Raw genomic sequence first — 22,108 nt, 5'->3', positions numbered from 1 at the left:
ACGGGGCGGGCGCCGCAACGCGATGCGGCACCCGCTACGTGTTAAAACGGCGGCTCGTCGCCAAAGCTCGAGGGCTTGCTGCCGCCGGCGGGCGCCGAGTTAGCCCACGGGTCGTCGCCGCCGCCACCGAACCCGGTGCCGCCCGTCGACTGGCCACCGGACCGCTGCATCTTGGTGACCTTGACGGTGGCGTACTTGAGCGTCGGCCCGATCGCGTCGATATCCAGCTCGGTCACCGACCGCTTCTCACCCTCGCGGGTCTCGTACTTGCGGGTCTTGAGCCGGCCGGACACGAACACCTCGTGGCCCTTGTCCAAGGACTCGGCCACCGCCTCGGCCTCCTGGCCCCAGACGGTGCCGTCGACGTAGTACACATCCGCGTCTTCCCATTGGTCGGTCTGGGGGTTCTTGCGGCGGGAGTTGAACGCAAGGCGGACCTTGCACATGGCCTTTCCGGACGGGATGAAACGGAGCTCGGGCGCGTCGATCAAGCGTCCGACGCCGGACAGGGTGGGGAGACTCATGCTGCTTCCTCTCGCTTCGATTTCGGGTGCGCGGAACCTCGGACATGCTGGCCATGCCGTCCGCGTCGATCGCCAATGGCTATCGGTCCACCGGCGTTGCGCCACGTCTTGCCGCGGAGAATGTCGTTGATGGCGCCTGACGTGATGCCATATCTCGCGGCGAGCTGCTTCGGAGTTACGTCGCCGTGGGCGAACGCAGTGCGAATCTCCACCACGCCCTCCTCGGTGAGTACGGCATGACTGTTGGCCGACCCCACCGCGCCAGCAAGACCGGCTCTACCTCTCCGGTACATGTCGGCGGTGTTGTCCTTCGGCGTGCCCGCGTACAGATGGCAGGGATTGACACACGACGGGTTGTCGCAGTGATGGCAGACGAATCGGCCTTCAGGGAGCGGGCCTATCGCGTACTCGTACACGCATCGGTGTGCACTGAAATGCCGTCCGCCGTAGCTGACGTGTCCGTAGCCGGAGCCGTTACGTGCACCGTTCCACGTCCAGCAGTTGCCGAGCATGTCGATCTTCGCCCAGAACGAGGACCGGCTGGCAACCTCTGCGGGGTGAGAGAGCCGTGAAGCGAGGAGAGTCATTGTGCTTCTATGCAGCCTTTCCTGCGGTGATCTTGTTGGCGCGGACGCTGACGCGTTGCAGCGCGGACCGGCACGCGTTGGTGGTGATACCGGCGACCGCGGCGAGTTCCCGGCAGTCGGCGTCGGGCCGCTCGACGCGCAGTTCGGCTACACGCCGGTCGACCGGTGCGAGCGGCCGGCCAGCGTCGAGAACTTCCCGGGCCGCGGTGTAGCTGCGCCGGGCGGCCCGCCGGGCGCGGCCATTGTTGGCGCTGCGGAACCCGACCATCTGGGCGGTCGGCCGCGGCTCGGGGTCGACGTCGACGGGCTTCGGGTCTGCGCCGCAGGTGTGCCGCCGCCATCCGCCGTCGAGGTCGACAACGATCCGGCCGCCGCCCAAATGCCGGAACCAGCCGTCGGGTTGGGGCTGGCTGTCGAGCCACACGTCGTGGCCGTCGAGGTCGGCGCAGACGATGTCGACCCCGCAGGCGCAGGTGCGGCGGTTCACGGCTCACCGCCGGCGGCTATGCGGAGCAGGACGTCGGCGTGGCATGGGTCCGATTCACGGCACCAGCAGACGAGGTCGCGACCGGCCAGATCCCGACGGGCCATGGCCTGAAAGGCGGGCGAGCTTGCGACGAGTGCGCGGTACAGCTCGACTGCGTGCGCCGCGTCGGTGGCCGCGCGGTAGCCGGGCAGGGGAGTGCCGACCCGGTACGGGTTGCCGTAGCCGGTCGGACGCCCGACGTAGATGGCGCCTTCCGGCATGCGCCAGCCGCGTGCGCGCCGACGCTGGATTCGGGCCGGCATCACGCCATCACCACCGTGACAGGGAACGCCCCCGGCTTGTCGGCGGCGACGTTCCACTGCAGCCACCACGGCGCGTCGTCTTCGGACGGGACGATGACCGCCCACGTCTCGTCGTACGGGCAGTTCTTGGTGTCCTCGTCGAACGCCTGCAGGCTGCCGCGCACCCTGTACTCGTCGTGGTGGCCGAGGATGACGATGTCGCCGTCCTCACCCATCCAGCTCACGTACAGGTCATCGGCCTCGACGAAGCAGGTGCCGGCGGCGGTCAAGACCGCGGGGAACGTCACGACGCCACCGCCGCGAGCTGCGCTTGGATGGCCGCCTCGACGTCGGCGGGCAGCGCCCACAGCTGCTGGGCGCCGCGGCACGGCACCGCCTCGGGCACCTTCCGGACCTTGTCGAACCGCCAGTGCGCCTGGCCGGCGAACGCCCACGGCCCGCAGTCGCACCGCAGAATGTTGCTGTTCAGCGACGCCGTGCAGATGCCGATGAGCTCAGCGACGGCGACGACGCCGCCCGGGTGGTCGGCGGGGTTGCCGGACAGGATCGGTTCGTCGGTGGCGAGGCACACCCGCACGTCACCGACGTAGTAGTACGGGTCGGTGTTCTTCCAGATCTTCTCGGCGAGGTAGAGGGCTTCGTCGTCCCACGCCTTCCCGCCGTGCAGGTAGACGTCGCCGCGGTAGGTCGTCACCCATGACCTGTTCTCGATGCGCTTCGCGGCCGGCTCGGGGATGTCGGTGAAGCACGTCGTCCACGGACGCCAGAGAGTCAGGGCCGGAACGCGCTTCACGACGCCACCTCGGTTCGGTGCGGGCACGGCGCCTTGCCGGACAGCTGGTCGTAGACGCCGGCGCGGCTGTAGTCGTCCCACGCCTCGCGGGTCACGGTCACGCCGCGGGCGATGGCGGCGCGCTTCTCGGCGGCGGTGTATTCCATGGACCGCCACGCCTGGTCCTCGGTGGTGACGCCGCGGCGGACATCGGTCAGGCCGAACGCGCACCCGCACCGCTCGCGGAAGATGAAGGAGTCGCCGCGGCTCACGGTGCCACCGCCTCACTCACCGCCGGGTACTCGCGAATCCGGAGCTCGTCCGGCCAGAACTTCCAGTCGCCGCCCTTCTTGTCGGTCTTCGACACCAGCTGGCCACCCCAGCACATCTCGCTCGCCCAGACGGCACCCAACTGCTTCACGAACACGGCCGTACCGGCGGACCGAGCCTTGCCGATGAGCTCCCGGAACCAGCCGATGTCGACGGGCCGCGAGCTGGGCCCGGACTCGCCGCCGAGGATGAGCCAGTCGATGCCGGTCAGGTCCAGCGACGGCAGCGGCCCAAGCAGCGGCTCAGCGGAGATGAAGCGGACCGCGGCGGGGGTGTTCCGCAGGGCGTCGGCGCGGCCGGTGTGCTTGTCCAGCTCGATCGACGTGCCCAGCCAGACGTTCGGGAGCGGCCACGGCGCCGAGTGGTACGTCGACTTGACGCCCGGCACGTACGTCGGGCTGTGCGGGGTGGCGTGCCAGTCCATCGCCGACCGGAAGTGCACCCCGTCCACGTGCCCGCCCGACTTGCACTCGCACCGGTCCGTGAGGATGCGGGCCATCCGCTCCGGCCGCTTCGTCAGGATCTGGTAGGTGTGCTGCGGCGTGTCCGCCATGACCGCCCAGAACCGCTGGATGAACTCGCGCGGCACGCGGGCGTGGAACAGGTCCGACATGCTGTTGACGAATACAGTCCGCGGGCTGCGCCACCGCAGCGGCTCGGTCAGGACGTCCTCGTGAACAGTGACGCCGAAGCCGGGCCCGGAGGTTCGCGGGTCGCCGTCGTTCTGGTACTTGGCCTGGCCCATGCCCTTGAGCCGCTTCGCCATGGTCAGGGCGTAGCAGTTGTCGCAGCCGGCCGAGATCTTGTCGCAGCCCGTCGTCGGGTTGAGGGTCGCCGCGACCGTGCCGGGCTGGTGGGTCCACTCGATGCTGGTGTTCGTTGCCATCAGATAGCCGCCTCTACTGCTTCCGGATCGGCACGATCAGGTGCCGGTAGCCGTCAGCCTCGGCAGGCTGCACATGCACCGGCTTCGTCACCCCGCTCATGCGCAGCACGACCCGGGACGTGCCAACCGCCTTGATCGCAGCCGTCAGATAGTCGGGGTTGATGCGGATCTCGATCGGGTCGCCGTCGATGTCGCAGAACATCTCGGCGTCGGCGCCGGTGGAGTCCTCGCCCGTCGCCCGGATCGCCACCCCGCCGTTGGCGAAGTCGAGAATGATCGGCGTCGCCTTCTCATGGACTTTCGCCGCGCGGCCGACGTGCCCGGCGAACTCGGCGGCGTTCAGTTCGACAGCGATGCTCGTCGGCCCGTCGAAGAAGCGGCGCAGCTGCTCGGCCGGGAATTCCGTGAACTGGGCGGTGACGAGGGTCAGGCCGCCGTCGGACAGGCCGAACAGGGTGTCGCTGGCGTGGACGGCCACCTGCCCCGACAGCAGCGGCGCCATGTCGGCGATGAGGTGCGCTGCCGGGCAGGCGTGACCGCCCCCGGTCGGCTGCCACGGCATGACGCCGGCGGCAGCCCGGTACCGGTCGCTGGCCAGTAGGGTGAGCTGCTCGCCGAAGCCCATCCACAGGCCGGTGATGAACGCCGGCTCGACGCCGGGGTGGGTGGCTGCGGCGACCCGGCGGACGGCCCGCGCGAACTCGGCGGCGTCGACGGTGCCGACGGCGGGCGGCAGTTCGGGCAGCTGCGGGTATTCGTCGACGGGCAGGGTGGGGAAGGTCAGTTTGACGGTGCCGCAGGTGAGCTTCAGGCGGCTGTCGTCGAACTCGAGGTGGACGGGCTTGCCAGGCAGGGTGTCGACGAGCGCGGACAGAAGCCGCCCGGAGACGAGCGCCTGCCCGTCGCCGCGGCCGTCGACGCTGAGGGTGGCCGTGGCCGAGGTGTCGTAGTCGAAGGCGGCGATGCTGAGCCGGTTGCCGTCGACGGTGAGCTTCAGGCAGGCCAGGGTGGGGATGGCGGGCCGGGACGGCAGGCGTTTGGCGACGGCGCCGACGGCGGCTTTGAGGGCGGCCTGGTCGACGGTGCAGGCCAGCTGGGTGAGGACGGCGGTCATGCGGCAACCTTCTGGGGTGCGTCGAAGTCGAGGCACAGCTGCTCGTGGTCGTAGATCGGGGCGTCCGGCACCACGGCGGGCATCTTGGCCTCCGGATGGTTGTGGCGGTCCAAGAACCTGTGCAGCGCCTTGCGAATGTCGTCAGCGCTGATCTGGCCCGCCTTGTCGATGTCGAAAATGAGCGACACGCAAGCCAGTCGGAAGTTCTCCAGCGCGTCCCGTTCGCCCTGCAGGCGTGCCCAGTGCCGCGACTGCTCTTCGGCGACCTTGACCAGGTCGACGGTGCGCAGTTCGGCCGGGATGAGCGCCAGAGCTGCGTCGATCTCGCGTGCAGCGTCGGTGCGGGCGCGGTCCCGTTCGATCTGGTACCGGACGGCGATGTCGCGGAAGTGGTCGATGACGTCCGCCGTCGATTCGCCGTCCTCCTGCCGCACGCCCTCCCAGCCGCGCTCGAGCCAGACGTCCAGCCAGTTCCGCAGTTCGGCGGCGCGGGCGCGGGTGAGCAGGACAGACTTGTCGCTTCCGCTGTGGTAGCCGATGGTCAGTACGGCATCGTCGGAGATGGGTGTTTTGTGGCGCGGGCCGAGCCGCAGCCGGCACTGAACTTCGGCGATCTCCAGTGCCTTGGGGTTCACGCTGCGTCCTGCGGGGCGGCGCCGTCGACCTCTTCCGGCCCGGTGAGCACCAGCCGGCGCACGTTGACGCCGTTCTGGTTGGTGTACCGCTCGTAGCGGGCGGTGTAGTCGCGGGCCTTCCCGCCGAGGCGCTGTTCGGCGTCGGTGAGGGCGATCGGGTCGGACTGGTCCAAGGTGGTCATGCGGTCGGGTCCTTTCGTGTGAACGATGCCGCCGTGCTGGGCGGCCCAGCGGTCGGCGTCGTCGAGCAGGTCGAACAGGTGCAGTGCGAGCTGGTTGTCGACGTTGCGGCCGATGTGGGTCCAGTGGCCGCCGTTGCGGTCGGTCCACGTCCACGGGCCGGGCTGGTCGAGGTAGACGGGCCGGCCGTCGCTGTCGCGCAAACCCCAGCGGGTGTCGAGGAGGCCGTCGGAGGTGCGGCGGATGGTTGCGACCTGGGCGTAGAAGGCGCGCATCAGGCGTTCACTTCGGCGCCGGTGCAGAACGAACCGAAGGTGGTCATGACGAGGCCCGCCCGGCGATGTGCTCGGCCAGCGACATACCGCCCGGCACGTTGACGCTCGTATCGGCGATGTCGAGGTTCGGCAGCCCCCAGTAGGCGTACGACCACAGCAGCCGCATAACCGGACGCGTGTCACCCCCGGCGAGGCATGCGGCAATGCCGGGGTGCTCGAAAACGGGAGAAGCGCGCAGAATCCAGTGGGCGTTGACGTAGACGGCCGACAGTCGGTGAAGCTCGCGCTGGTCGGCGTTGCTCAGCTGACTCACTGAGACGTGGACCTTCGGGTGATAGCTGAGCGACTTGCCGTGGCGCCGCAGATACCAGGGGTTGATCAGGTACCGCATGGTCGTTTCGTCGATTGGTCGCTCGCCCCAGTCGATGCGGCGCATGTGACCGGCATTGCACCTGGCGCACAGGTAGCCACGGACTGCGTGGTCGCCGAGATTGTGGTCGTGGTCAATGTTCATCCATGGGCTTCGGTGCCTACAGATGCCGCAGCGGTCATCGGAGGCCGCCTGGAGCTCTCGATATTCGGCGCAGGTGAGCCTGTATGACTCATGCGTCTGGCAAGACGGGTGGTAGTACGGCGCGAGCCGGTAGTCGAACTTAGAGCTAGTCACTTGACTACTTGTCACATGACTAGTCTTACTAGAGGTTGCCCCTCTAGTCAAGTGCCTAGTAGTCTGCTGACTATGTTGCTGACCATGGAAGAGGTGATGGGCGCCCACGAAATCGGCCAGATGCTCGGTGTATCCAGGCAACGCGTCCAGCAGATCACCGCGCGCCCTGACTTCCCCGCGCCCGCGTGGACCCTCGCCATGGGCAAGGCGTGGCTCGCTGTCGATGTGCGGGCGTGGGTCCGCGAGCATCGAACCGACCTTGCCGAACATCCCGAGGCGGCCCCGCGACGCCGTCCCGTCAAGCGCACGCCCCGTAAGGCCGGCCCCCCACCCGCCGAGTAGCCGCGTCACCGCACCCACCCAAGCGCCCGCGCCAGCTCCGCCCGCCGCCCGATTCCCAACGCCTTATAGATCCGCGACAGCGAACACCCCACCGCGTTCGCCGACATCCCGCCCAGCAGCCGCCCCAACGCGCGGTTGTCGAGCTCCGGATGGCGGGCCGCCAACTCGGCCACCACACGCTGCCGCTTCGACAGCACCGCGGCGGTCACGCCGCCTCACCGGCCGGCACATGCCCCGCAGCCTGCAGCGCCTGCTTCAGCTCCGCGCGCTCACGCACCCCGAGCAGCTGATACGCAGCCCTCAGCTGCGACTTCACCGTGTTCGGGGAGACATGCCGCTCCCGGGCGATCTGCGGCACCGACAGCCCCGACCAGGCGAACCGGCGCGCCACATCCATCTCGGCCCGCGACAGGGACGTCCGTGTCGGCCGCCTCCGCCGCAACCGGCTGAGCTCGGCGCGCAACCGATTGACGGTGCCGAGGTGCTCGTCGATGACCCGCAGCTGCTTGCCGACCTCGCGCAAGCTGAGGTCGATCACGTGCAACTGCTGGTCGATCGCATACTGCGCCTCGGCGACCGTCTGCGGTGCCGTCATGCGGCAACCTCCGCTGCCAGCCGCGCACCCTCGGCGTGGATCAGCTCCACGAAGTGCAGGTTGCACAGCGCGAACGGCGATCGCCGCTCCCGGATCAGGTCGATCGCCTCACCGGCGCCCATGCCGAGCCGCAGCAGGATGAACGCCGCCAGCAGACCCGACCGGTTGTAGCCGGCCTGACACCGCGACAGCACACGCAGCCCGTTGCGGACCGCCTCCGCACCGAGGTCCGCGAACCGCAGCACGATCGCCATGTCGTCGTCGTTGAGGATGCCGTCGGGGATGCGCCCGTACCGGCGCTGCACGCCGACGGCCGGGCCGCAGCCGTACCGCTCGTACAGGCTGAGCACCAGGTCGAACTCGTCGCCGACGACCACGTCCCGGATCGCACCGTCCGGGCCCATGACGTCGTGGCCGCCCATGAACAGGCCCGGCCGGATCTCCGACCACTCCTGGTCGCAGTAGGGAACACCCATCAGGCAGCACGCTCCAAAGGCTCGATCCCGCCCGGCCAGTCGATCCCGTCCAAGGCCGTCAGCTGCGCTTTCGGCAGGTCGACCATCGGCACGCCCAGCCAGGCGGCGCCGGCCGCGCAAAGCCACAGCGCATCGCACGCGTTGTTGTCGCCGTCGAACCACGGGAACCGGCGGGCCGCGGCCAGCACCATCGCGTCCTTCGCCGCGTTCCCGGAGCCGGTTGCGAACTTCTTCACCGACGCCGGCGGCGCCACCGCCACCGGGATACCGGCCTTCCACAGGGCGTGGGTGGCCATCCACCACAGCCCGGCCCGCTCGTGGTGCCCCGACTGGCGCTGCGCGCCCTGGTTGCCATACGAGGGGCCCTCGACAACGACCAGGTCTACGCCGCGGCAGTGGTCGGCGACCCGCTCGAGCAGCCACGCCATCCGGTCGTGGCCGCGGAGCTTCGCCGGCGGCTTCAGGGTGTCAGCCCAGCCGGTGTTCCCGGCGACGCCCGTGCTGGTCAGGCTGAAATCGAGCCCTCGGACGGTCGGGGCGGGGCCCGGCGTGACCGTGGTGGCCACGCCGGGCAGCGTCAGAGGCAGAGGGAGAGTCACGCCGCCGCCTCCGGAATTCCGCCGTAGGCGCGCAGGATGCGCACCGTGTGCGCGACCCCCAGGTGGGCGCCGCGCAGCTCACCGTCGGTGGTGTTGGCCACGAACGACCCGGACCGGTAGCGGCGGACGAAGTCCTCGCCGGGCCCCGGCAGGTAGCCGAGGTCGAACCGCACCCAATGCCGGCCGTCCTCGTCGTGCCGTTCGAACTGCACCGACCGGTTGTCGACCGGGCCGCTCACGTCGGCGAGCCGCCAGCCGAAACGGCGGGCGTCGCGTAGCAGGCGCAGCGCGGGCAGCATCTCGTGATTCACGCCGCCACCTCCCCGAACATGGGCGCGCCGACGGCCGCGTCGTCCCAGCCCTGCTCGCGCGCCTCGGCGGCGTCGTAGCGCATCTGCTCCAGGTCGCGGCGCAGCGCCGCCAGCAGGTCGCTCACGACGCCACCTCCGGGGCGATGATCTGGGTGGACACGACCAGGCGGGTGCCCTCCGGGAAGTCGTCGGCGTGCGCCGCGAATCCGGGACCGAAGGCGAACCCGCTCCCGGACGTTCCGCCCTCCGGCAGCCAGAACAGGCCGGACAGGAACTCGTCGGGCTTCCGCGCCCAGCCCGAGCCGTAAGCGACCGCAGCCTCATACCTGGCCAGGTCCCGCTCGTACCCGTAGCTGCGGACCCGCGACGCCACCAGTACGTGTGTGGTCGACGGGTTGTCGGGGCGCAGCACCTCGTCGGGCCGGTCGTGGCGGGTGCACTTCCACGGGTGCTTGCGCTGCCAGTCCATGATCTCGGCGTATTCGCGCTGCGAGCTGTACGCGGACAGCTTCGTCTCGCGGCAGCCGGCCTCGGCGCACCGAATCGACGTCGTCCTTTCACGGCGGCTCACCGGTCGAACTCCAATCCCTCGGCGCCACGCCAGACGAATGCGCGCCGGACGGCGCACCAGGCGGGGACTTCGATCTCGTCGTAGCCCGGAACAGGCGCCTCGTCCTCGGTCGGCACGCCGCAGACCGCGATGTCGCGGACGCCAGCCCGGCTCTCGGCCGTGTACGGCGTGCCGCAGCACAGGCAGCGGTGGTCGTCGGTGGCGAGCGCGACGGCGGTGTCGAAGTCGTGCCAGTAGGCCCGCTCCCAGTCGGGGCCGTCGCCGCCGTGGGTCGACCAATGCCCGGTCGTGTTCAGGTAGCGGACCGGGCCCCGGACGGTCAGGTCGCGGACCGCCCACCGGCCCTTGACGCGTTCGATCAGCGTCAGCGTGCCGACCTGGAACCGGTCGGCACCGATCGGAGACGCATTGATCCGCTGTGGCGCGAGGTCCAGAATCTGCTGGTGGCGGGTCAGTGGGCCGGGCGGCAGGGCCGCGACGTTGAGCGCCGCGGCCACAGCCTTCTCGTCGAATGAAGCGCCCATCAGACCGGCGCCTCGTCCTGCTTGGCCGACTTGCTCGGCCGCCACTTGAGCCGCCACGGCCCGAGCTTCCGGAGCGCCTGGGCGGGGTCACGTTCGGCCCGATCTGCGAGGCGCACCAGCGACCCGCTCGACTCCGAAACCCAGCGGTCCCCGCTGCCGTCTTCCCACATGTCGCCGAGCTGCGGCGGCCAGTACCCCGGCAGCGCGGGCGCCTGCCGACGGGCGCCGCCGGGAACGGCGTCGCTGGCGACGAGCCGCGCCCAGTCGGTGACGTCCTGGCTGTCGCCGACGAACGGCGTCACCACGCCCAGCGCAACCGCCGCCGCAACGGCGAGGGTTGCCTCGACCTGCGCGACCGCGATCTGCTGGTCGACGGTCAGCGCCGTCTCCTTCGATGCCTTGTGGATCGCGCCCAGAGTGAGCAGCGTGTCGTGGTACCGGTCGGCGCCGCTCACTGCAGCTCACCGTCCACCGGCTCGGCCTGGTTCTGCTCGGCGATGTGCACCTCAAGCGCGACAATGACTCGCTCACCCTCGGCCGCACCGATCTCCTTGCTCGACCCGATCGGCCGGCCGACGATCTCGGAGATGAACGCCAGACGCTCGTCGCGCTCCTTGAACTCGGTGTCGTTGAACAGGGCGAACATGCGCTTCTGCCGGTTCTCCGGCATCGGGTCCGGGTTGACGACCACGGCGGGCGGCGACGAAACCGGCTTCGGCTCCTCGATGGCGCGCTGACCGACCTCGGCGGTGGCCTGCACCGGCGTCGCGTCGTCGGCGGCGTCGATGTCGTCGAGCGACACCCGCCGCGGCGCCTCACGCACCTCGCCGCCGTCGCCGTCCTGGATCTCCTCCGCCGTGTACGGCATGCCCATGATCGCGTCGGAGGCGACCCAGCGGCACACCTCGGCCGTCGCGCGGGCGATCAGCATCGCCTGCGGCTGGTTCTTCCACTGGTCCTTCGAGGTGAGACCCATCTTCTTGGCCCGCTCGATCGTCCACGTCGACCGCTGCCACTCCGTTTCACCGCGGCGCCGGGCCGCGACGACCGCGACCGTCTCGTCCGACTTCTCGATACGCACCTCGTGGCCGACGCCCTGCACGATCGCCCGCAACGTCATCGCCTTCGGGGCCGGCGTGCCTTGGATCGAGTCGAACGCGCGCAGCGACGCCATCGGCGACAGGCCCACCTCGGCGCCGGCAAGGATCGCCGCGGTCGCCTCCATCGGCTTGTTCTGGTAGGCGCGCGGCACGAAGCTCGTCTCGCACAGCCCCTTCGCGACCTGGTGGGCGGCCTGTGCGGCCTGCGCCCAGTCGGCGATCTGCGCGATCTGCTGGTTGCGGGCGTTGTGCTGCTCGGGCAGTTCGACGGCGTTGCTCTCGGAACGGGGAACAAGGGACATGCTGGTACTCCTCAGTTCAGGGGTTTCGGGGTTGCGGTTCAGATCTCTTCGAGTTCGCGGGCCACCCAGCGGGGCGGCTTCGACTCGTGGATGCCGGACACGTAGCCGGGCCATTCGTCGTTGGCGCGGCACTTCGCGTACAGGTCGATCGCTTTGCGGTTACGCCGCCAGCCGAGCTCACGCCAGTCGTCGTCGAGCTCGACGAGTGTCACCAGGTGCGGGGGTTCGACCTCGACGAACACGAAGAAGAACGACGGGTCGTCGTCGAGGCCGACGGCACGGACAGCCTCGCGGTAGGCGTCATCCTGCATGCAGTAGCCGAAGTTGCCGACGGCCTTGTCGATCGCGTCCGGGTGCGCCGAGTTGCACGTTTTGACATCGACGACGACGAGCCGGCCGCCGATGCGGCGCGACCAGTCGAGCTTGGCCCGCCGCCACACGCCGGTCTCGTCGTCGCGCCAGAACATCGCCTGCTCCGGGGTGCCGTGGTCGGGGTTGAGGAGCGTGTTCGCACGGCGGTGCGCCCGGATCGCCTCCGCCATCGCCTGAGCCCTGGCGTAGTCGGCGGTCAGGACCGGCACTTTCCCGACGGCGTAGGCGGCGTCGCGCTCCTCCTGCGCCTTCTTCGTCTTGAAGTCCTTGAAGTCGAGGACCGCGACCGAGGCGCCCTTGCCGAGGACGATCTTGTGCGCGACGTGGCCCAGGTCGAAGTGGCGCTTCGGCGGCTGCGGGTGCGTCTGCTGCCACCGGAACTTCGCCGGGCAGTCGAGCAGCACCTTCGCGCCCGAGGTCGACAGGGAACCGTCCGGCACCGGGTCGCGAAAGTAGACGTCGTCTGGGATGTCGTAGACGCCCGGCTCGGTTACGACGGTCATGCGGCCATCGCCGCCAGACGCTCCCCAGCGGTCGGCTTCCGCTCGACCGTCACGACGTACCCGCCGGGCAGGTTCGCGGCGAGCAGGTCCGCCTGGGCCTTGTTGTGGGTGGTGAGCGCGAGCTTGCAGCGGCTGTACACCTTGTAGGTGGTCACCGGGCACCGCCCCGAACCAGCGCGGGTTTCCTGTCCAGGGCGAGCCACGCCCACGAGGGGCGACGGTGCGCGCCGACGCCAACCATCCGGCGTGCCCGGCTTTTGCGCTCCTCGCGGCGGGTCGTCCGGCCGTCGCCGCGGTGCCTGGCCTCGAGTCGGCCGGCGCCGGTGGTACGGCGGTCGAGGTCCAGCCAGCCGCGGGCATGCGACTTCACGTCAATGCTTCGCCGGACTGGGGCGACACCGACCGCGCGGGCGACAACCACCCGCAGCAGCCGCGGTGCCCGGCCCATCCGGAACGGGCGGGCCCCGAAGTATGCGGCGCCGATGACGAGGACAGCACCGGCCGCGCTGGCTGCGGCGGGGATCACCGCACACCCGCCTTGTCCCGGCCGGCACGCCGGACACCCTGGTAGGTGTAGGCGCGGACCGTGCTGTGCAGGGCCCGCTTCAAACGCCGCCTGCCCGGCTGCCGGGCCAGCAGCGCCGGGCCGGTCAGCACCACCGTGTCGTCGGCGTCGGTCAGCAGGTGCTGCAGCGCCTGCGGCACGTGCGGCTGGTGCAGGGTTTCCCGGCCGTGCTCCCACGGGTCCGTGTCCTGCCCGGACCAGGCGGCGCGGAGCTTCGCCACGGCCGCCAGCCACGCCCGCTTCACAGCCGCACCTGCGCAGCGTTCGCGACCCGGATGATCTGGTCGTCCCGGTCGGCCTGCCGGTTCGGGTGCAACGCGGCGGCGACAAGCCGGTCCATCTTCCGGCCCTCGGCCCGCCAGCACCACACCGCGCCAGCGGCGAGCACCCAGGCGGCCAGCGCCACGATCAGCGTCCCCCCGTTGACCGACCCCACGTAAGCGGCCTCGGCCAGGACGCCAGCAGCGGCGGTGCCACCGATCAGGCATGCGCGCATCAGCGACCTCCAACAAAATAGGCGAAAACGGTGAAAATCGCGGCGGCGGCAGCGACGATAACCACACCGGCGACAAAGCCGGTGAACATCACCTCGCCCGCGTCCAGCAGGCGCGCCACCAGCCAGGCAGAGAAGTCCCAGCCGAAATCACCACGCCGGCGATGCCGGCCGATTACCGGCCGGAAAGCGGGGGACTCGGCAGACGTCACGCCGTCACCTGCGCCTTCAGCTCCCGCAGGTGGGCGAACGCACCCAGCACGATCAGGCCGTCGTGCACGGCGTCGCCGGTCTTCCACGCCTCCTCGCCCGGCCCCAGCCCGGTCCGGAGCCGCTGCAGGGCATGCGTCAGCCGACGCGCCACATACCGCTCCGCGAACGGCATGCTGATCGCCGCGTTCTGGTCCACGACGTCGATCTCGGTGTCGTCGCGGACCGGTGACGGGTCCGCGCAGTGGCGGGCGAGCTCGTCGGTGAGCAGGTCGGCGATGATCGACAGGTTGACGGCCGTCACGACGCACCGCCCTCAGCCCGGCGGCGCGGCAACGTCCAGTCATGCTCGGCATCCGTGGACGGCGACAGCAGGCGGGACAGGGAGATGTCGACGAGGAACTCGCCGACCTTCTCCGCGTCCAGCCACACCTGCGAGCCGCCGCCGTTAGTGTCGATGTCGACGACGACCCACAGATAGCCGCAGTCGTTCGCCGACGGGGAGATCGTGATCCGGCCGGACGGCTCGACGTGCCCACGGGCCAGGCCTTCGGCCAAACCGTGGACGGTGACACCGAAGTTGAACGTCGTGCCGACGATCCGGGCAATACACGGCCGTTCCGGGCGGTGCACGAGGGCGACCGTGTGCCCGTCGAAGCGGAGGGCGCTGTGGGGGACGACGCGGGCGCCGAACGTCAGGAAAGCCGGGACACTCGCAACGATCATCGGACACCCGCCCATCCCGGCGGCGGCCCGACCAGGGCCAGCACATCGTCGAAAACCGCGGTCACCGCGTCCGTGGCGGCGCCGAGGCGGGCCAGTTCGGTGTCGGCGGCGTCAGCGGCCAGGTGCAGTGCGGCGGCAACCCGCAGGTCTTCGCCCGTCTCGGCCGTCTCGGCGTGCACCTGGGCGAACATGCGCCGGTCGGCGACATGCTGCCTGGCGGCGGCCGGCGAGACAGTCCACAGCTGCCGGACCTGCGCGGGCGCGGCGGCGATCTCGGCGCGGGTTCGGGCCTTCACGCGGCACCGTCCAGCAGCTGCGCCAGCTTCCGGTCGATGTCGAGGAACTCGAGGCCCGCCGGGACCAGGAAAGCCATCTCCGCCACGAACATCCGCACGTCGGCGGCCCGGCACTGCAGCGTCGCCCGTCCCTCCGACAAGGTCAGGTCGATGAAGAACCGGCTGTGGTCCGACCAGCAGCGCACGTTGCCCAGTCCGGCCGTGCCGCGCAGCCCGTCGACCAGCAACTGTCGGGCGAACACCCACACGACGTCCGGGTCGAACAGCAGACGCACCGCGAACGGCTCGGCGGTGTCGTAGACGAACGTGCCCCGGTGGCATTCGCTGCCGAGGCGGAACAGTGCGGTGCGGTCGATCGTCGTCATGCGGCCACCGCCCGCAGCTGCGCCGGCCGGTCCAGCCGGTCAGCCACATCCCGCAACAGCCGTGCAGCGTCCACCGCAGCCTCCTGCAGCGACGCCGGGGTGCCCGCCGGGACCGCGACCAGGTCGTGGCCGTACCGGGCGAAAATCTGGGCGAGGGTCGGCGCGGGCGGGACGCGGTCGCCCCGCCCGTAGGCAGCGAGGGTTTGTGCGCTCACACCGGCAAGCTCGGCGGCGCCGTTGATCGACAGGCGCAGGGTGCGCTTCCGCAGGTCGACCATCTGGGCGCGCAGCGGCGAGGCGAACCACTCCTGCGCCTTCGTGCCGGTCACCGGGTCACCGCCGCGAACAGCGCTTCGGGCACCCCGTCGTGCGGCATCTCTTCGGTGGCGTCACCGAAGCCGGCGAAGACCGCCCGGTCGTACCGCATGCCGAGCGTCTGCGCCGACGTCGCCCAAAGGCACGCGAGCTTCCACACCGCGTCCCGGTCCGTACCGGAGGCCAGGTCGAACGGCTTGTCGACGGTTCCGGCGCGCGGCACCGCGAACGCCACCCAGCGGTCGCCGAGCTGGCGCACCTTTACCGACCAGGAGCCGCCGTCATGGCGGACGCAGACGACCTGCCCGTCGGCGAGGCGGTAGACGTAGCGCGGGTTGACGTCGAGGGCGTGGATTGCCTGCGGGTCGACGGCGCGAATGAGGGTCATGCGGCACGCCCCAGCTCGGCGGCGGGCGTGGTCGTGCATCGGCGGTGACTCGACTCGGGGCAGCGGCGGTAGTGCTCGGCCCGGCCGTACGCCGTGTCACGCCATGAGCCGTTGTAGGTGCGGAGCCAGTCCTCTTCGGGGACGACCGCGGTGGCGGACGCCGGGGGACTGGTCGTACGATGCGTGGAAAGCATGTCGACCCCTTTCGCTTGGTTTGGGTTGATGCGGGCCTCGGCGGGTGCCACCGTCCGGGGCCCGAAGCCGTTTAGGCGGTCTTGCGCAGCGGGACGACGTTCTCCGGCAGCACCTGGGGCAGGGGCTGTCCGCCGCCGACGTAGAAGGCCTCGAGGTCGGCGCGCCAGATTCGGCGGGTGCGGGGACCGAGGGGGATGGCCCTCAGCAGGCCTTCGTCGATGAGCGCATCCACGGTGCGGACGTCGACGTCCATGAGGCCGGCGACAGCCTTGGGGGTCAGCAGTTGCAGCGGGTCGACGACGACGGGGGTCATCAGGCGGCCCTGCGCTTCGGCTGCCGCTTCGTGGTGGCGTGTACTGCGACAACTGCAGCGGCCTCCCGTTCGCGGCGGCGCTGGCGGACCGCGGGCCGGACTTCGGCGAGGAACGCGGTCAGGGCTTCGGCGGCGGCGAGACCTTCGGGGGTGTCCGGGTCAAGCGGCACGATTGGCACGCGCATTGGCCGGCACCTTCCGCTCACCCATGGCGGGGCCGTCGATGAACAGCTCCTCGTACTTCTTGTCGGGCCATCGGCGGCGGATTGCGGCGATGAGCGGCGACGGCGCGGGGAAGCCCTTCCACGCGCGGAAGAGGCTGGTGCTCGGGTAGCCGAGGGCGTCGGCCCGGGCGGCGTGCGTGGTGATTCCTTCGCCGCGGAACAGCTCGTCGATGGCGTTGACGTGCAGCAGGACGGCGTCCTGGCCTTTGTCGAACGTCTCGGTGACGTACCGCTGACGCTTGGCCGCCGTGTTGCGTGGGCGGTGCGTGGTGGCGGTTTTTCCTTCCATGGACGGAACGGTACACGGTGTGTTCCGTCGGCGGAAGTCGGACGGCATCGTTCCTTCGGTGGAATTCCGACGGCGGAAGGGTGGGTGTACTGTTCCGAACATGGCAGTGATCAGCGTGGATGCGTTCGGGTCGCCCCGGCGCGCCACCCCTCAGCGCAGGTCATTCCGCCAGCGGAATGCGGTAACGTCTTTCCACGTGGCGACCGACAAGCAGCCAACCGAATTCGGCTATGAGCTGCTCAAACTCATGGGCACAGCCGGGCTCCGACCGGCCGGACTCGCCCGCGCCGCCAACACCAGCGGCTCCACCATCACGCGCCTCATCTATGGAGGCGTCGAGCGGCCCGACAGCAACACCCTCCACCGAATCGCCCGGGCGCTCATCGAAGCCACAAGCCCGCCAGGCCTTCCGTCGGCGGAAGCCGAGGAAGCCGTCAACGAACTCCACAACAACCTGCTACACGCCGCCGGCTACCGCATTGGCGCAGCCCCACCCCCGGCGCCGGTGCATCGCCTCGCCGTCGAACTCAACCAGATGATCGGCGCCGGGACCCCACTGACGGCCGAGGAAGTCAAGTTTCTGGAGTTCATGGCTGACCAGTTGATGGAGCCGTACCGGGCCAAGCTGCGCAAGAGGGCGAGCTGAAGATCGACCGTTCGGGTGGATCACGCCCGCCGATCATGCACATAGCGCGATTGTTCCGTCACCGGAACACAGCACCGTGATAGGTCTTTTAGCCAGCCGCAAGCAATCGGGGGTCAGCCGAACGCGAGACGGACACACCGCCTCGCCCTGACCCCCGAAAGGACCAGCCCCCCATGGACCGCGCTCGCATCCCCGCCCTCGTCTGCGCAGCCGTGCTCAGCGCCATCACCGGCATCGCCGAACTCGAACGCTGGCACAGCGAAGAACTCCTCGCCACCGCCGCCCTCGGCGCCTGGATCATCTGGGCTGCCGCCGCCGCCACCGAACGCATCCTCGCCGACATCGCCAACCTCCGCGCCGAAGTCGCCGTACTCCGCACCGACATCGAAACCTACGGCGACCAGCGGCACGGCGACGGCGTCATCGACGGATACCACCGCGCCGCCCCCGCAAAGCCGCATCTCAGTAGGGTCTACTGATGCCACGGCGCCGCTCCAGCACCCCCAGGTCCAACGCCGGCCGGGTCATCCTCTACGTCCGCGTCTCCGCCCTCATGGGCCGCGGCGGCGACGACTTCCACAGCCCCGACGTCCAGGCCGACGGCATGCGCAACCTCATCGCCCGTGAAAACCTGCGCGAGGTCGGCGTCATCGACGATGACATCGACGAATCCGGCCGCTCCCTCGACCGGCCCGGCATCCGGCGCATCCGCGGCATGGTCGAAGCCCGCCAGGTCGACGTCGTCGCCGTCTACACGCTGTCCCGCGTCGGGCGGAACCTCGCCGAGTCCCTCGAGTTCATCAAGTGGCTCCGCAAGCACGGCGTCTCGATCATCTCCGCAACCGAGAAGATCGACGACACGCCCGAAGGCCAGTTCATGGTCGGCATGTGGCTCAACATGGCCGAACTCCAGAGCAACCAGATCGGCCAAGCCTGGGCGAGGGTCATCGAACGCCGCGCCCGTCTCGGCCGGCCACACGGCCACGCCCCGCAGGGCTACACCCGCACCGACGCCGGCTACATCGTTGATGAACGGCTTGGACCCGCCGTCCGGGAGATGTTCACCGCCTACGCCGCCGGCGCGCCCGTGGCGCAGATCGTTGCCGCCTACGGTGCCGCCCGGGGCACGCCGATCCAGAGAAGCACCGTCAAGGTCATGATGCGTAATCCGATCTACGTGGGCCGTATCGTCCTTGACTCATCCACCGGCGGCAAGATCGAAGTCCCTGGCCAGCATGAGCCGCTCGTCGACGAACTCACCTGGGCGCGGGTGCAGCGCCGCATGGCCACCGACCGGCAAACCCCGCCCCGGCATCTCGCTGCCGCCTACTCGCTGACCAGCCTCGGCATGTGCCCACACTGCAAACGCAACCTCCAGATATGGCACTCCACGGAGCACGGCAAGGACAACCAAACCCGGCGGATCAAGTGCACGCGCCGGAACCAGATTCCGGACGCCGACTGTCCAGGGATCGGCACACCCCTGTATGCCCCGATCGAACGGGAGGTGCTGCGCGCCGTCGAGGAGTACGCGGCGAAGCTGCGCGGTGACCCGGGGGCGCGCGAGGCGCAACTAGCACGTGTCGTGCAGGCCGGCCGGAACGTCAAGGGCCTGGAGCGGGAGCTGAACCGGACCAAGGATGCTCTGATCCGGCTCACGGAGGGCTGGGCGCGTGGCGACGTGCCGGATGTCGCCTACGAGGCGGCGCGGCAGCGGTTCGCCGATGCGGAGGCAAAGCTGGCTGCGCAGCTCGAGCACGCCCGGGAGGTGGCGGACGCGCCGCCGCCGGCTCAGGTGGTGCAGCTGGTCGACGAAGTGCTGGACCTGTGGGGCGACATGACGGAGGCGGAGCGGAACCGGGGCTTGAAGACGGTGCTGGTGAAGTTCACGGTGCGTCGCGGCGTGTGGCCGCGGGAGCCGATCGAAGATCGGGTTGGCGGGTTCGTCTGGCGCTGGTAAGCAATGCGAGTGCCGAGTAGTGCTGTTGACCTGCGGAAACGTCGTTTAATGTTTGCGAACACTCACGATCGTCGGAAACGTGCTCAACGCGCCGGACTGTCGGCGGATCGTGGACAGCCAGGCGCTCGTGGCGCACTTCAAGGTGGCGTCGACGTCGCGGCGGTTCGACCGGGCCGGGGAGCGATGGGTCGACGGTGACAGCTTGCGGGTGCGGGTGAACTGCTGGCGGCAGCTGGCCGAGAACGTCGCGCGCAGCGTGCAGGTCGGGGATCCGGTGATCGTGACCGGGCGGCTGTACAGCCGGGACTGGGAGACGGAGGACCACGTGCGGCGCGTGAGCTACGAGCTCGACGCGCAGTCGGTGGGCCACGACCTGTCGCGCGGCCGGGCGAAGTTCGCGCGGGTCAAGCCGCACACGCTGACGAGCGCGATCGACGACGAGCTGGCGGAGGCCCGCATCGGGGAGACCCCGACCGCGCCGGCGGACGAGATCAACGGCCTGCCGCGGCGGCGGGCGTACGACGAGGATCTCGGCGGGTACGTGACGATCGTCGAGGAGGACGACCCGTTCGCCGGCGACGTGCTGGCCGCGCTGGACGAGGCGGGGGCCGAGTTCGAGCGCACCGACGAGGAGCTGGCGGCCGAGCTCGAGGCCCTGGCCGCCGGGCAGGAAGAGGACGAGCCGGAGGAGGCCGAGGACTCCTCGGACCCCGCGGAGGAGGAGGGAACCGTGCACCCTCCGCGCGGCCGCAAGGGGCCGCGTAGCCGCGTCCCCGCGGGCGTCTGAGGACGGCGGCGGGCCGGCCGTACGGGGCGATCAACGGCCGCCCGCCGCCAACCCTGTTGCCTGCCCACCCTGCGGCGTGCTGTCCTTCATCACGGCAATCCGGCTCCCCGCAACCAATTCGGCCCGGGATGGCGGTAGCCTGTGCGACGACGTGCGCGCTCGTAGCTCAGTGGATAGAGCAGGGGACTTCTAATCCCAAGGTCGTAGGTTCGAGTCCTACCGGGCGCACCAAATTCGGCGCTGCTCAGGCGCTCGTACAGCCTGAGCACCGATCGGGCGCTCCGCGGCCGCCAACCCGATCTTGGTTGGGCTGTGTCCGAGGGATCTTGGTCGAGGCGGCCCGACGCCAGGAGGGACGCCGCGCAGGCCGGCCGCCTCCAGCCACGGTTTTGTCCGCGGCAGCGTTGTCGGAGGGTCAGCGTGTTCGCCGCTTCCGCCCCGGGGTGCAGGCCGACGGTCAGCGCGCACCCGTACAGGGCTTCGAGCCGATGCCCTTCGGCCAGCAGACATTTCGCCTCGCTCGCCGTTCGACCTGGTGCATCGAGGGCGGTGCGGATCAGCGTCGGCGTCGGTTCCTGACCCAAGATGGACCGCAGCGGCGGCCCGCAACGCAGGCCGCCGCTGGGCGTCAGATGAGGATTCGTAGCGGGCTCTCGAGCAGCCCGGTGAGGGTGGAGAGAAATTGGGCGGCGAGGGCGCCGTCGATGATGCGGTGGTCGGCGGTGAGTGTGTACCGGAGCCGCTTGCGGGCCACGACCTTCTCGTCGATGAGGGTGAGTTCGTCGCGGGCGGCCCCGATCGCGAGGATCGCGCCCTGGGGCGGGTTGATGATCGCGGTGAAGTGCTCGACGCCGTACATGCCGAGATTGCTGATCGTGAAGGTCCCTCCGCTCATCTCCGGGGCTGTGAGTTTCCGGTCCGCCGCCTTCGCGACGAGTTCCCGCGTCGTCGTGGCGATCGCGGTGACGGCGGCGCGGTCCGCGTCGCGGATGACCGGGACGACGAGGCCGGCCGGTGAGGCGACGGCGATGCCGACATGGACCCGTCGGTGCAGGAGCGTCTGCCCACGCGCGTCGGGCGAGTACGACGCGTTCACGCCGGGGTGTGCGCGCAGTGCGAGCGCGACCGCCCGGACGAGGAGGTCGTTGACGCTGACCTTCGCTCTGTCCCCGGCATGGGTCTGGTTGATCCGCGCCCGCAGGGCGAGCAGCTCATCGACGTCCGCCGAGGCGGTCGCGGTGAAGGTGGGGATGGTGGTGCCGCTCTCGGTCAGCCGTGCGGCGATCGACTGGCGGATCGCGTCGAACGGCACCGGCTGGGATTCCCGCCCATCCGGGTCCGCCGCCTCCTCCAGGGCCCGTGGCGTCGTCACTTCCGAGGAGAGAGCGGAGGGAACGGACGGCGTCTCAGGCCTCCCTGGGAGGAGGGCGTCGAGGTCGGCGCGCACGATCCGGCCGCCCGGGCCGGTTCCGGTGACGCTGGCGAGGTCGATGCCGCGCTCCCGTGCGGTCCGGCGCACGAGCGGTGTCGCCGCAGGACGCTTCGGCCGCTCAGGCGAGGCCACCGATGGCACCGCGGTCCCGCTCATAGTCTCGGCCTCGACCAGGGTCTGCGCGGCAGGCTCAGCAGCGCTGCCGGTGTTGAGGCGGGCGATGGGGGTGCCGATGGGGACGCTCTCGCCTTCGGCGACGAGGATCTCGGCCAGGGTGCCGGCGTCGTACGCCTCCTGCTCCATCAGCGCCTTGTCGGTCTCGATGTCGACGAGCACGTCGCCAGGGCGCACTGTGTCTCCCGGCTTCTTGTGCCAGGCCGCGATCGCCCCTTCGGTCATGGTGTCGGACAGGCGGGGCATGAGGATATCGATCATGGTGTCTTTTCTGTC

Annotated in this window: 44 protein-coding genes and 1 tRNA gene; 6 read left to right on the top strand and 39 right to left on the bottom strand. The window is 70.0% G+C overall.

Going from position 1 to position 22,108, the window contains the following annotated elements:
• Nucleotides 1–41: 41 nt before the first annotated feature.
• The 12 genes from ssb to ABD352_RS16810 are packed head-to-tail and all read right to left on the bottom strand — an operon-like array spanning nt 42 to nt 6,759.
• Complete coding sequence (gene ssb, locus ABD352_RS16865; protein WP_344613313.1) at nt 42–524, bottom strand: single-stranded DNA-binding protein; 483 nt, start codon at nt 522–524, stop codon at nt 42–44.
• Nucleotides 521–1,111, bottom strand: a complete 591-nt coding sequence (locus tag ABD352_RS16860) for an HNH endonuclease signature motif containing protein (protein ID WP_344613312.1) — start codon at nt 1,109–1,111, stop codon at nt 521–523. The genes ssb and ABD352_RS16860 overlap by 4 nt, the downstream gene beginning before the upstream one ends.
• A gap of 7 nt (nt 1,112–1,118) precedes the next feature.
• Nucleotides 1,119–1,598 carry a hypothetical protein gene (locus ABD352_RS16855; protein ID WP_344613311.1) on the bottom strand — a complete coding sequence of 160 codons (480 nt, stop codon included), beginning with the start codon at nt 1,596–1,598 and terminating at the stop codon, nt 1,119–1,121.
• Nucleotides 1,595–1,900, bottom strand: a complete 306-nt coding sequence (locus ABD352_RS16850) for a DUF4326 domain-containing protein (protein WP_344613310.1) — start codon at nt 1,898–1,900, stop codon at nt 1,595–1,597. The genes ABD352_RS16855 and ABD352_RS16850 overlap by 4 nt, the downstream gene beginning before the upstream one ends.
• Nucleotides 1,900–2,187, bottom strand: coding sequence for a hypothetical protein (locus tag ABD352_RS16845; protein ID WP_344613309.1), 288 nt, complete (start codon nt 2,185–2,187; stop codon nt 1,900–1,902). Before ABD352_RS16845 ends, ABD352_RS16850 begins: the two co-directional genes overlap by 1 nt.
• Complete coding sequence (locus ABD352_RS16840) at nt 2,184–2,693, bottom strand: ASCH domain-containing protein (RefSeq protein WP_344613308.1); 510 nt, start codon at nt 2,691–2,693, stop codon at nt 2,184–2,186. Before ABD352_RS16840 ends, ABD352_RS16845 begins: the two co-directional genes overlap by 4 nt.
• Nucleotides 2,690–2,944: a hypothetical protein gene (locus tag ABD352_RS16835; RefSeq protein WP_344613307.1), complete on the bottom strand. Its 255-nt coding sequence runs from the start codon at nt 2,942–2,944 to the stop codon at nt 2,690–2,692. Before ABD352_RS16835 ends, ABD352_RS16840 begins: the two co-directional genes overlap by 4 nt.
• Nucleotides 2,941–3,888 (bottom strand): DUF5131 family protein, encoded by a 948-nt coding sequence (locus tag ABD352_RS16830; protein ID WP_344613306.1) that lies wholly within the window; start codon nt 3,886–3,888, stop codon nt 2,941–2,943. The genes ABD352_RS16835 and ABD352_RS16830 overlap by 4 nt, the downstream gene beginning before the upstream one ends.
• A gap of 13 nt (nt 3,889–3,901) precedes the next feature.
• Complete coding sequence (locus ABD352_RS16825; protein WP_344613305.1) at nt 3,902–5,002, bottom strand: DNA polymerase III subunit beta; 1,101 nt, start codon at nt 5,000–5,002, stop codon at nt 3,902–3,904.
• On the bottom strand, nt 4,999–5,637 hold the full coding sequence (locus ABD352_RS16820) for a hypothetical protein (RefSeq protein WP_344613304.1): 639 nt from the start codon (nt 5,635–5,637) through the stop codon (nt 4,999–5,001). The genes ABD352_RS16825 and ABD352_RS16820 overlap by 4 nt, the downstream gene beginning before the upstream one ends.
• Nucleotides 5,634–6,092: a hypothetical protein gene (locus tag ABD352_RS16815; RefSeq protein WP_344613303.1), complete on the bottom strand. Its 459-nt coding sequence runs from the start codon at nt 6,090–6,092 to the stop codon at nt 5,634–5,636. Before ABD352_RS16815 ends, ABD352_RS16820 begins: the two co-directional genes overlap by 4 nt.
• A 43-nt stretch (nt 6,093–6,135) precedes the next feature.
• Nucleotides 6,136–6,759: an endonuclease domain-containing protein gene (locus tag ABD352_RS16810; RefSeq protein ID WP_344613302.1), complete on the bottom strand. Its 624-nt coding sequence runs from the start codon at nt 6,757–6,759 to the stop codon at nt 6,136–6,138.
• A 72-nt stretch (nt 6,760–6,831) separates the two neighbouring features.
• On the opposite strand from ABD352_RS16810, the gene ABD352_RS16805 reads away from it, so the two are divergent.
• Nucleotides 6,832–7,101, top strand: coding sequence for a helix-turn-helix transcriptional regulator (locus tag ABD352_RS16805; RefSeq protein WP_344613301.1), 270 nt, complete (start codon nt 6,832–6,834; stop codon nt 7,099–7,101).
• A 5-nt stretch (nt 7,102–7,106) separates the two neighbouring features.
• Here ABD352_RS16805 and ABD352_RS16800 read toward each other — a convergent pair whose 3' ends face one another.
• From ABD352_RS16800 to ABD352_RS16675, 26 genes are all read right to left on the bottom strand, one after another.
• The gene (locus ABD352_RS16800) at nt 7,107–7,310 is read right to left on the bottom strand and encodes a helix-turn-helix domain-containing protein (RefSeq protein WP_344613300.1); all 204 of its coding nucleotides are present in this window, start codon (nt 7,308–7,310) and stop codon (nt 7,107–7,109) included.
• Nucleotides 7,307–7,696, bottom strand: a complete 390-nt coding sequence (locus ABD352_RS16795) for a response regulator transcription factor (protein WP_344613299.1) — start codon at nt 7,694–7,696, stop codon at nt 7,307–7,309. Before ABD352_RS16795 ends, ABD352_RS16800 begins: the two co-directional genes overlap by 4 nt.
• Nucleotides 7,693–8,172: a protein-tyrosine phosphatase family protein gene (locus ABD352_RS16790; RefSeq protein WP_344613298.1), complete on the bottom strand. Its 480-nt coding sequence runs from the start codon at nt 8,170–8,172 to the stop codon at nt 7,693–7,695. The genes ABD352_RS16795 and ABD352_RS16790 overlap by 4 nt, the downstream gene beginning before the upstream one ends.
• Nucleotides 8,172–8,771 (bottom strand): hypothetical protein, encoded by a 600-nt coding sequence (locus ABD352_RS16785; RefSeq protein WP_344613297.1) that lies wholly within the window; start codon nt 8,769–8,771, stop codon nt 8,172–8,174. Before ABD352_RS16785 ends, ABD352_RS16790 begins: the two co-directional genes overlap by 1 nt.
• Nucleotides 8,768–9,082 (bottom strand): hypothetical protein, encoded by a 315-nt coding sequence (locus ABD352_RS16780; RefSeq protein WP_344613296.1) that lies wholly within the window; start codon nt 9,080–9,082, stop codon nt 8,768–8,770. Before ABD352_RS16780 ends, ABD352_RS16785 begins: the two co-directional genes overlap by 4 nt.
• On the bottom strand, nt 9,079–9,207 hold the full coding sequence (locus ABD352_RS16775) for a hypothetical protein (protein WP_344613295.1): 129 nt from the start codon (nt 9,205–9,207) through the stop codon (nt 9,079–9,081). The genes ABD352_RS16780 and ABD352_RS16775 overlap by 4 nt, the downstream gene beginning before the upstream one ends.
• The gene (locus tag ABD352_RS16770; RefSeq protein WP_344613294.1) at nt 9,204–9,653 is read right to left on the bottom strand and encodes a hypothetical protein; all 450 of its coding nucleotides are present in this window, start codon (nt 9,651–9,653) and stop codon (nt 9,204–9,206) included. Before ABD352_RS16770 ends, ABD352_RS16775 begins: the two co-directional genes overlap by 4 nt.
• A complete protein-coding gene (locus tag ABD352_RS16765) occupies nt 9,650–10,177 on the bottom strand; it encodes a hypothetical protein (RefSeq protein ID WP_344613293.1) in 528 nt (175 codons plus the stop codon). Before ABD352_RS16765 ends, ABD352_RS16770 begins: the two co-directional genes overlap by 4 nt.
• Entirely contained in the window at nt 10,177–10,632 is a 456-nt protein-coding gene (locus ABD352_RS16760; RefSeq protein WP_344613292.1) for a hypothetical protein, read from the bottom strand. Before ABD352_RS16760 ends, ABD352_RS16765 begins: the two co-directional genes overlap by 1 nt.
• The gene (locus tag ABD352_RS16755) at nt 10,629–11,579 is read right to left on the bottom strand and encodes a hypothetical protein (protein ID WP_344613291.1); all 951 of its coding nucleotides are present in this window, start codon (nt 11,577–11,579) and stop codon (nt 10,629–10,631) included. The genes ABD352_RS16760 and ABD352_RS16755 overlap by 4 nt, the downstream gene beginning before the upstream one ends.
• 38 nt (nt 11,580–11,617) lie before the next feature.
• Nucleotides 11,618–12,454, bottom strand: a complete 837-nt coding sequence (locus ABD352_RS16750) for a PD-(D/E)XK nuclease-like domain-containing protein (RefSeq protein ID WP_344613290.1) — start codon at nt 12,452–12,454, stop codon at nt 11,618–11,620.
• Complete coding sequence (locus tag ABD352_RS16745) at nt 12,451–12,609, bottom strand: hypothetical protein (RefSeq protein ID WP_344613289.1); 159 nt, start codon at nt 12,607–12,609, stop codon at nt 12,451–12,453. The genes ABD352_RS16750 and ABD352_RS16745 overlap by 4 nt, the downstream gene beginning before the upstream one ends.
• Nucleotides 12,606–12,980, bottom strand: a complete 375-nt coding sequence (locus tag ABD352_RS16740) for a hypothetical protein (RefSeq protein ID WP_344613288.1) — start codon at nt 12,978–12,980, stop codon at nt 12,606–12,608. The genes ABD352_RS16745 and ABD352_RS16740 overlap by 4 nt, the downstream gene beginning before the upstream one ends.
• Complete coding sequence (locus tag ABD352_RS16735) at nt 12,977–13,264, bottom strand: hypothetical protein (RefSeq protein ID WP_344613287.1); 288 nt, start codon at nt 13,262–13,264, stop codon at nt 12,977–12,979. The genes ABD352_RS16740 and ABD352_RS16735 overlap by 4 nt, the downstream gene beginning before the upstream one ends.
• Nucleotides 13,261–13,515 (bottom strand): hypothetical protein, encoded by a 255-nt coding sequence (locus tag ABD352_RS16730; RefSeq protein ID WP_344613286.1) that lies wholly within the window; start codon nt 13,513–13,515, stop codon nt 13,261–13,263. The genes ABD352_RS16735 and ABD352_RS16730 overlap by 4 nt, the downstream gene beginning before the upstream one ends.
• The gene (locus tag ABD352_RS16725; RefSeq protein ID WP_344613285.1) at nt 13,515–13,724 is read right to left on the bottom strand and encodes a hypothetical protein; all 210 of its coding nucleotides are present in this window, start codon (nt 13,722–13,724) and stop codon (nt 13,515–13,517) included. Before ABD352_RS16725 ends, ABD352_RS16730 begins: the two co-directional genes overlap by 1 nt.
• Complete coding sequence (locus tag ABD352_RS16720; protein WP_344613284.1) at nt 13,721–14,026, bottom strand: hypothetical protein; 306 nt, start codon at nt 14,024–14,026, stop codon at nt 13,721–13,723. Before ABD352_RS16720 ends, ABD352_RS16725 begins: the two co-directional genes overlap by 4 nt.
• Nucleotides 14,023–14,448, bottom strand: a complete 426-nt coding sequence (locus ABD352_RS16715) for a hypothetical protein (RefSeq protein ID WP_344613283.1) — start codon at nt 14,446–14,448, stop codon at nt 14,023–14,025. Before ABD352_RS16715 ends, ABD352_RS16720 begins: the two co-directional genes overlap by 4 nt.
• Nucleotides 14,445–14,744: a hypothetical protein gene (locus ABD352_RS16710; protein ID WP_344613282.1), complete on the bottom strand. Its 300-nt coding sequence runs from the start codon at nt 14,742–14,744 to the stop codon at nt 14,445–14,447. The genes ABD352_RS16715 and ABD352_RS16710 overlap by 4 nt, the downstream gene beginning before the upstream one ends.
• Complete coding sequence (locus ABD352_RS16705; RefSeq protein ID WP_344613281.1) at nt 14,741–15,109, bottom strand: SsgA family sporulation/cell division regulator; 369 nt, start codon at nt 15,107–15,109, stop codon at nt 14,741–14,743. Before ABD352_RS16705 ends, ABD352_RS16710 begins: the two co-directional genes overlap by 4 nt.
• The gene (locus ABD352_RS16700; protein WP_344613280.1) at nt 15,106–15,438 is read right to left on the bottom strand and encodes a helix-turn-helix domain-containing protein; all 333 of its coding nucleotides are present in this window, start codon (nt 15,436–15,438) and stop codon (nt 15,106–15,108) included. The genes ABD352_RS16705 and ABD352_RS16700 overlap by 4 nt, the downstream gene beginning before the upstream one ends.
• A complete protein-coding gene (locus ABD352_RS16695; RefSeq protein ID WP_344613279.1) occupies nt 15,435–15,812 on the bottom strand; it encodes a hypothetical protein in 378 nt (125 codons plus the stop codon). The genes ABD352_RS16700 and ABD352_RS16695 overlap by 4 nt, the downstream gene beginning before the upstream one ends.
• Complete coding sequence (locus ABD352_RS16690) at nt 15,809–16,006, bottom strand: hypothetical protein (RefSeq protein ID WP_344613278.1); 198 nt, start codon at nt 16,004–16,006, stop codon at nt 15,809–15,811. The genes ABD352_RS16695 and ABD352_RS16690 overlap by 4 nt, the downstream gene beginning before the upstream one ends.
• Nucleotides 16,007–16,077: 71 nt before the next feature.
• The gene (locus ABD352_RS16685) at nt 16,078–16,320 is read right to left on the bottom strand and encodes a helix-turn-helix domain-containing protein (RefSeq protein ID WP_344613277.1); all 243 of its coding nucleotides are present in this window, start codon (nt 16,318–16,320) and stop codon (nt 16,078–16,080) included.
• Nucleotides 16,320–16,505, bottom strand: coding sequence for a hypothetical protein (locus ABD352_RS16680; RefSeq protein ID WP_344613276.1), 186 nt, complete (start codon nt 16,503–16,505; stop codon nt 16,320–16,322). Before ABD352_RS16680 ends, ABD352_RS16685 begins: the two co-directional genes overlap by 1 nt.
• A complete protein-coding gene (locus ABD352_RS16675; RefSeq protein WP_344613275.1) occupies nt 16,480–16,833 on the bottom strand; it encodes a hypothetical protein in 354 nt (117 codons plus the stop codon). The genes ABD352_RS16680 and ABD352_RS16675 overlap by 26 nt, the downstream gene beginning before the upstream one ends.
• A gap of 100 nt (nt 16,834–16,933) precedes the next feature.
• Here ABD352_RS16675 and ABD352_RS16670 point away from each other — a divergent pair, with 100 nt between their 5' ends.
• The 5 genes from ABD352_RS16670 to ABD352_RS16650 all read left to right on the top strand — a co-directional run bounded on the left by ABD352_RS16670 (nt 16,934) and on the right by ABD352_RS16650 (nt 20,457).
• Nucleotides 16,934–17,479, top strand: coding sequence for a helix-turn-helix domain-containing protein (locus ABD352_RS16670; RefSeq protein ID WP_344613274.1), 546 nt, complete (start codon nt 16,934–16,936; stop codon nt 17,477–17,479).
• A gap of 173 nt (nt 17,480–17,652) precedes the next feature.
• The gene (locus ABD352_RS16665) at nt 17,653–17,958 is read left to right on the top strand and encodes a hypothetical protein (protein WP_344613273.1); all 306 of its coding nucleotides are present in this window, start codon (nt 17,653–17,655) and stop codon (nt 17,956–17,958) included.
• Nucleotides 17,958–19,439, top strand: coding sequence for a recombinase family protein (locus ABD352_RS16660; protein ID WP_344613272.1), 1,482 nt, complete (start codon nt 17,958–17,960; stop codon nt 19,437–19,439). Before ABD352_RS16665 ends, ABD352_RS16660 begins: the two co-directional genes overlap by 1 nt.
• A gap of 52 nt (nt 19,440–19,491) precedes the next feature.
• A complete protein-coding gene (locus tag ABD352_RS16655; RefSeq protein WP_344613271.1) occupies nt 19,492–20,226 on the top strand; it encodes a single-stranded DNA-binding protein in 735 nt (244 codons plus the stop codon).
• 155 nt (nt 20,227–20,381) lie between these two features.
• Nucleotides 20,382–20,457 (top strand) — tRNA-Arg (locus tag ABD352_RS16650).
• 397 nt (nt 20,458–20,854) lie between these two features.
• On the opposite strand, the gene ABD352_RS16645 is transcribed toward ABD352_RS16650, so the two are convergent.
• Entirely contained in the window at nt 20,855–22,093 is a 1,239-nt protein-coding gene (locus ABD352_RS16645) for a dihydrolipoamide acetyltransferase family protein (RefSeq protein WP_344613270.1), read from the bottom strand.
• Between the last annotated feature and the right edge of the window lie 15 nt (nt 22,094–22,108).

Origin of the sequence: Dactylosporangium salmoneum, from assembly GCF_039532525.1 — a bacterium.
GTDB lineage: Bacteria > Actinomycetota > Actinomycetes > Mycobacteriales > Micromonosporaceae > Dactylosporangium > Dactylosporangium salmoneum.
This window is presented reverse-complemented; position numbering and strand designations above follow the sequence as displayed.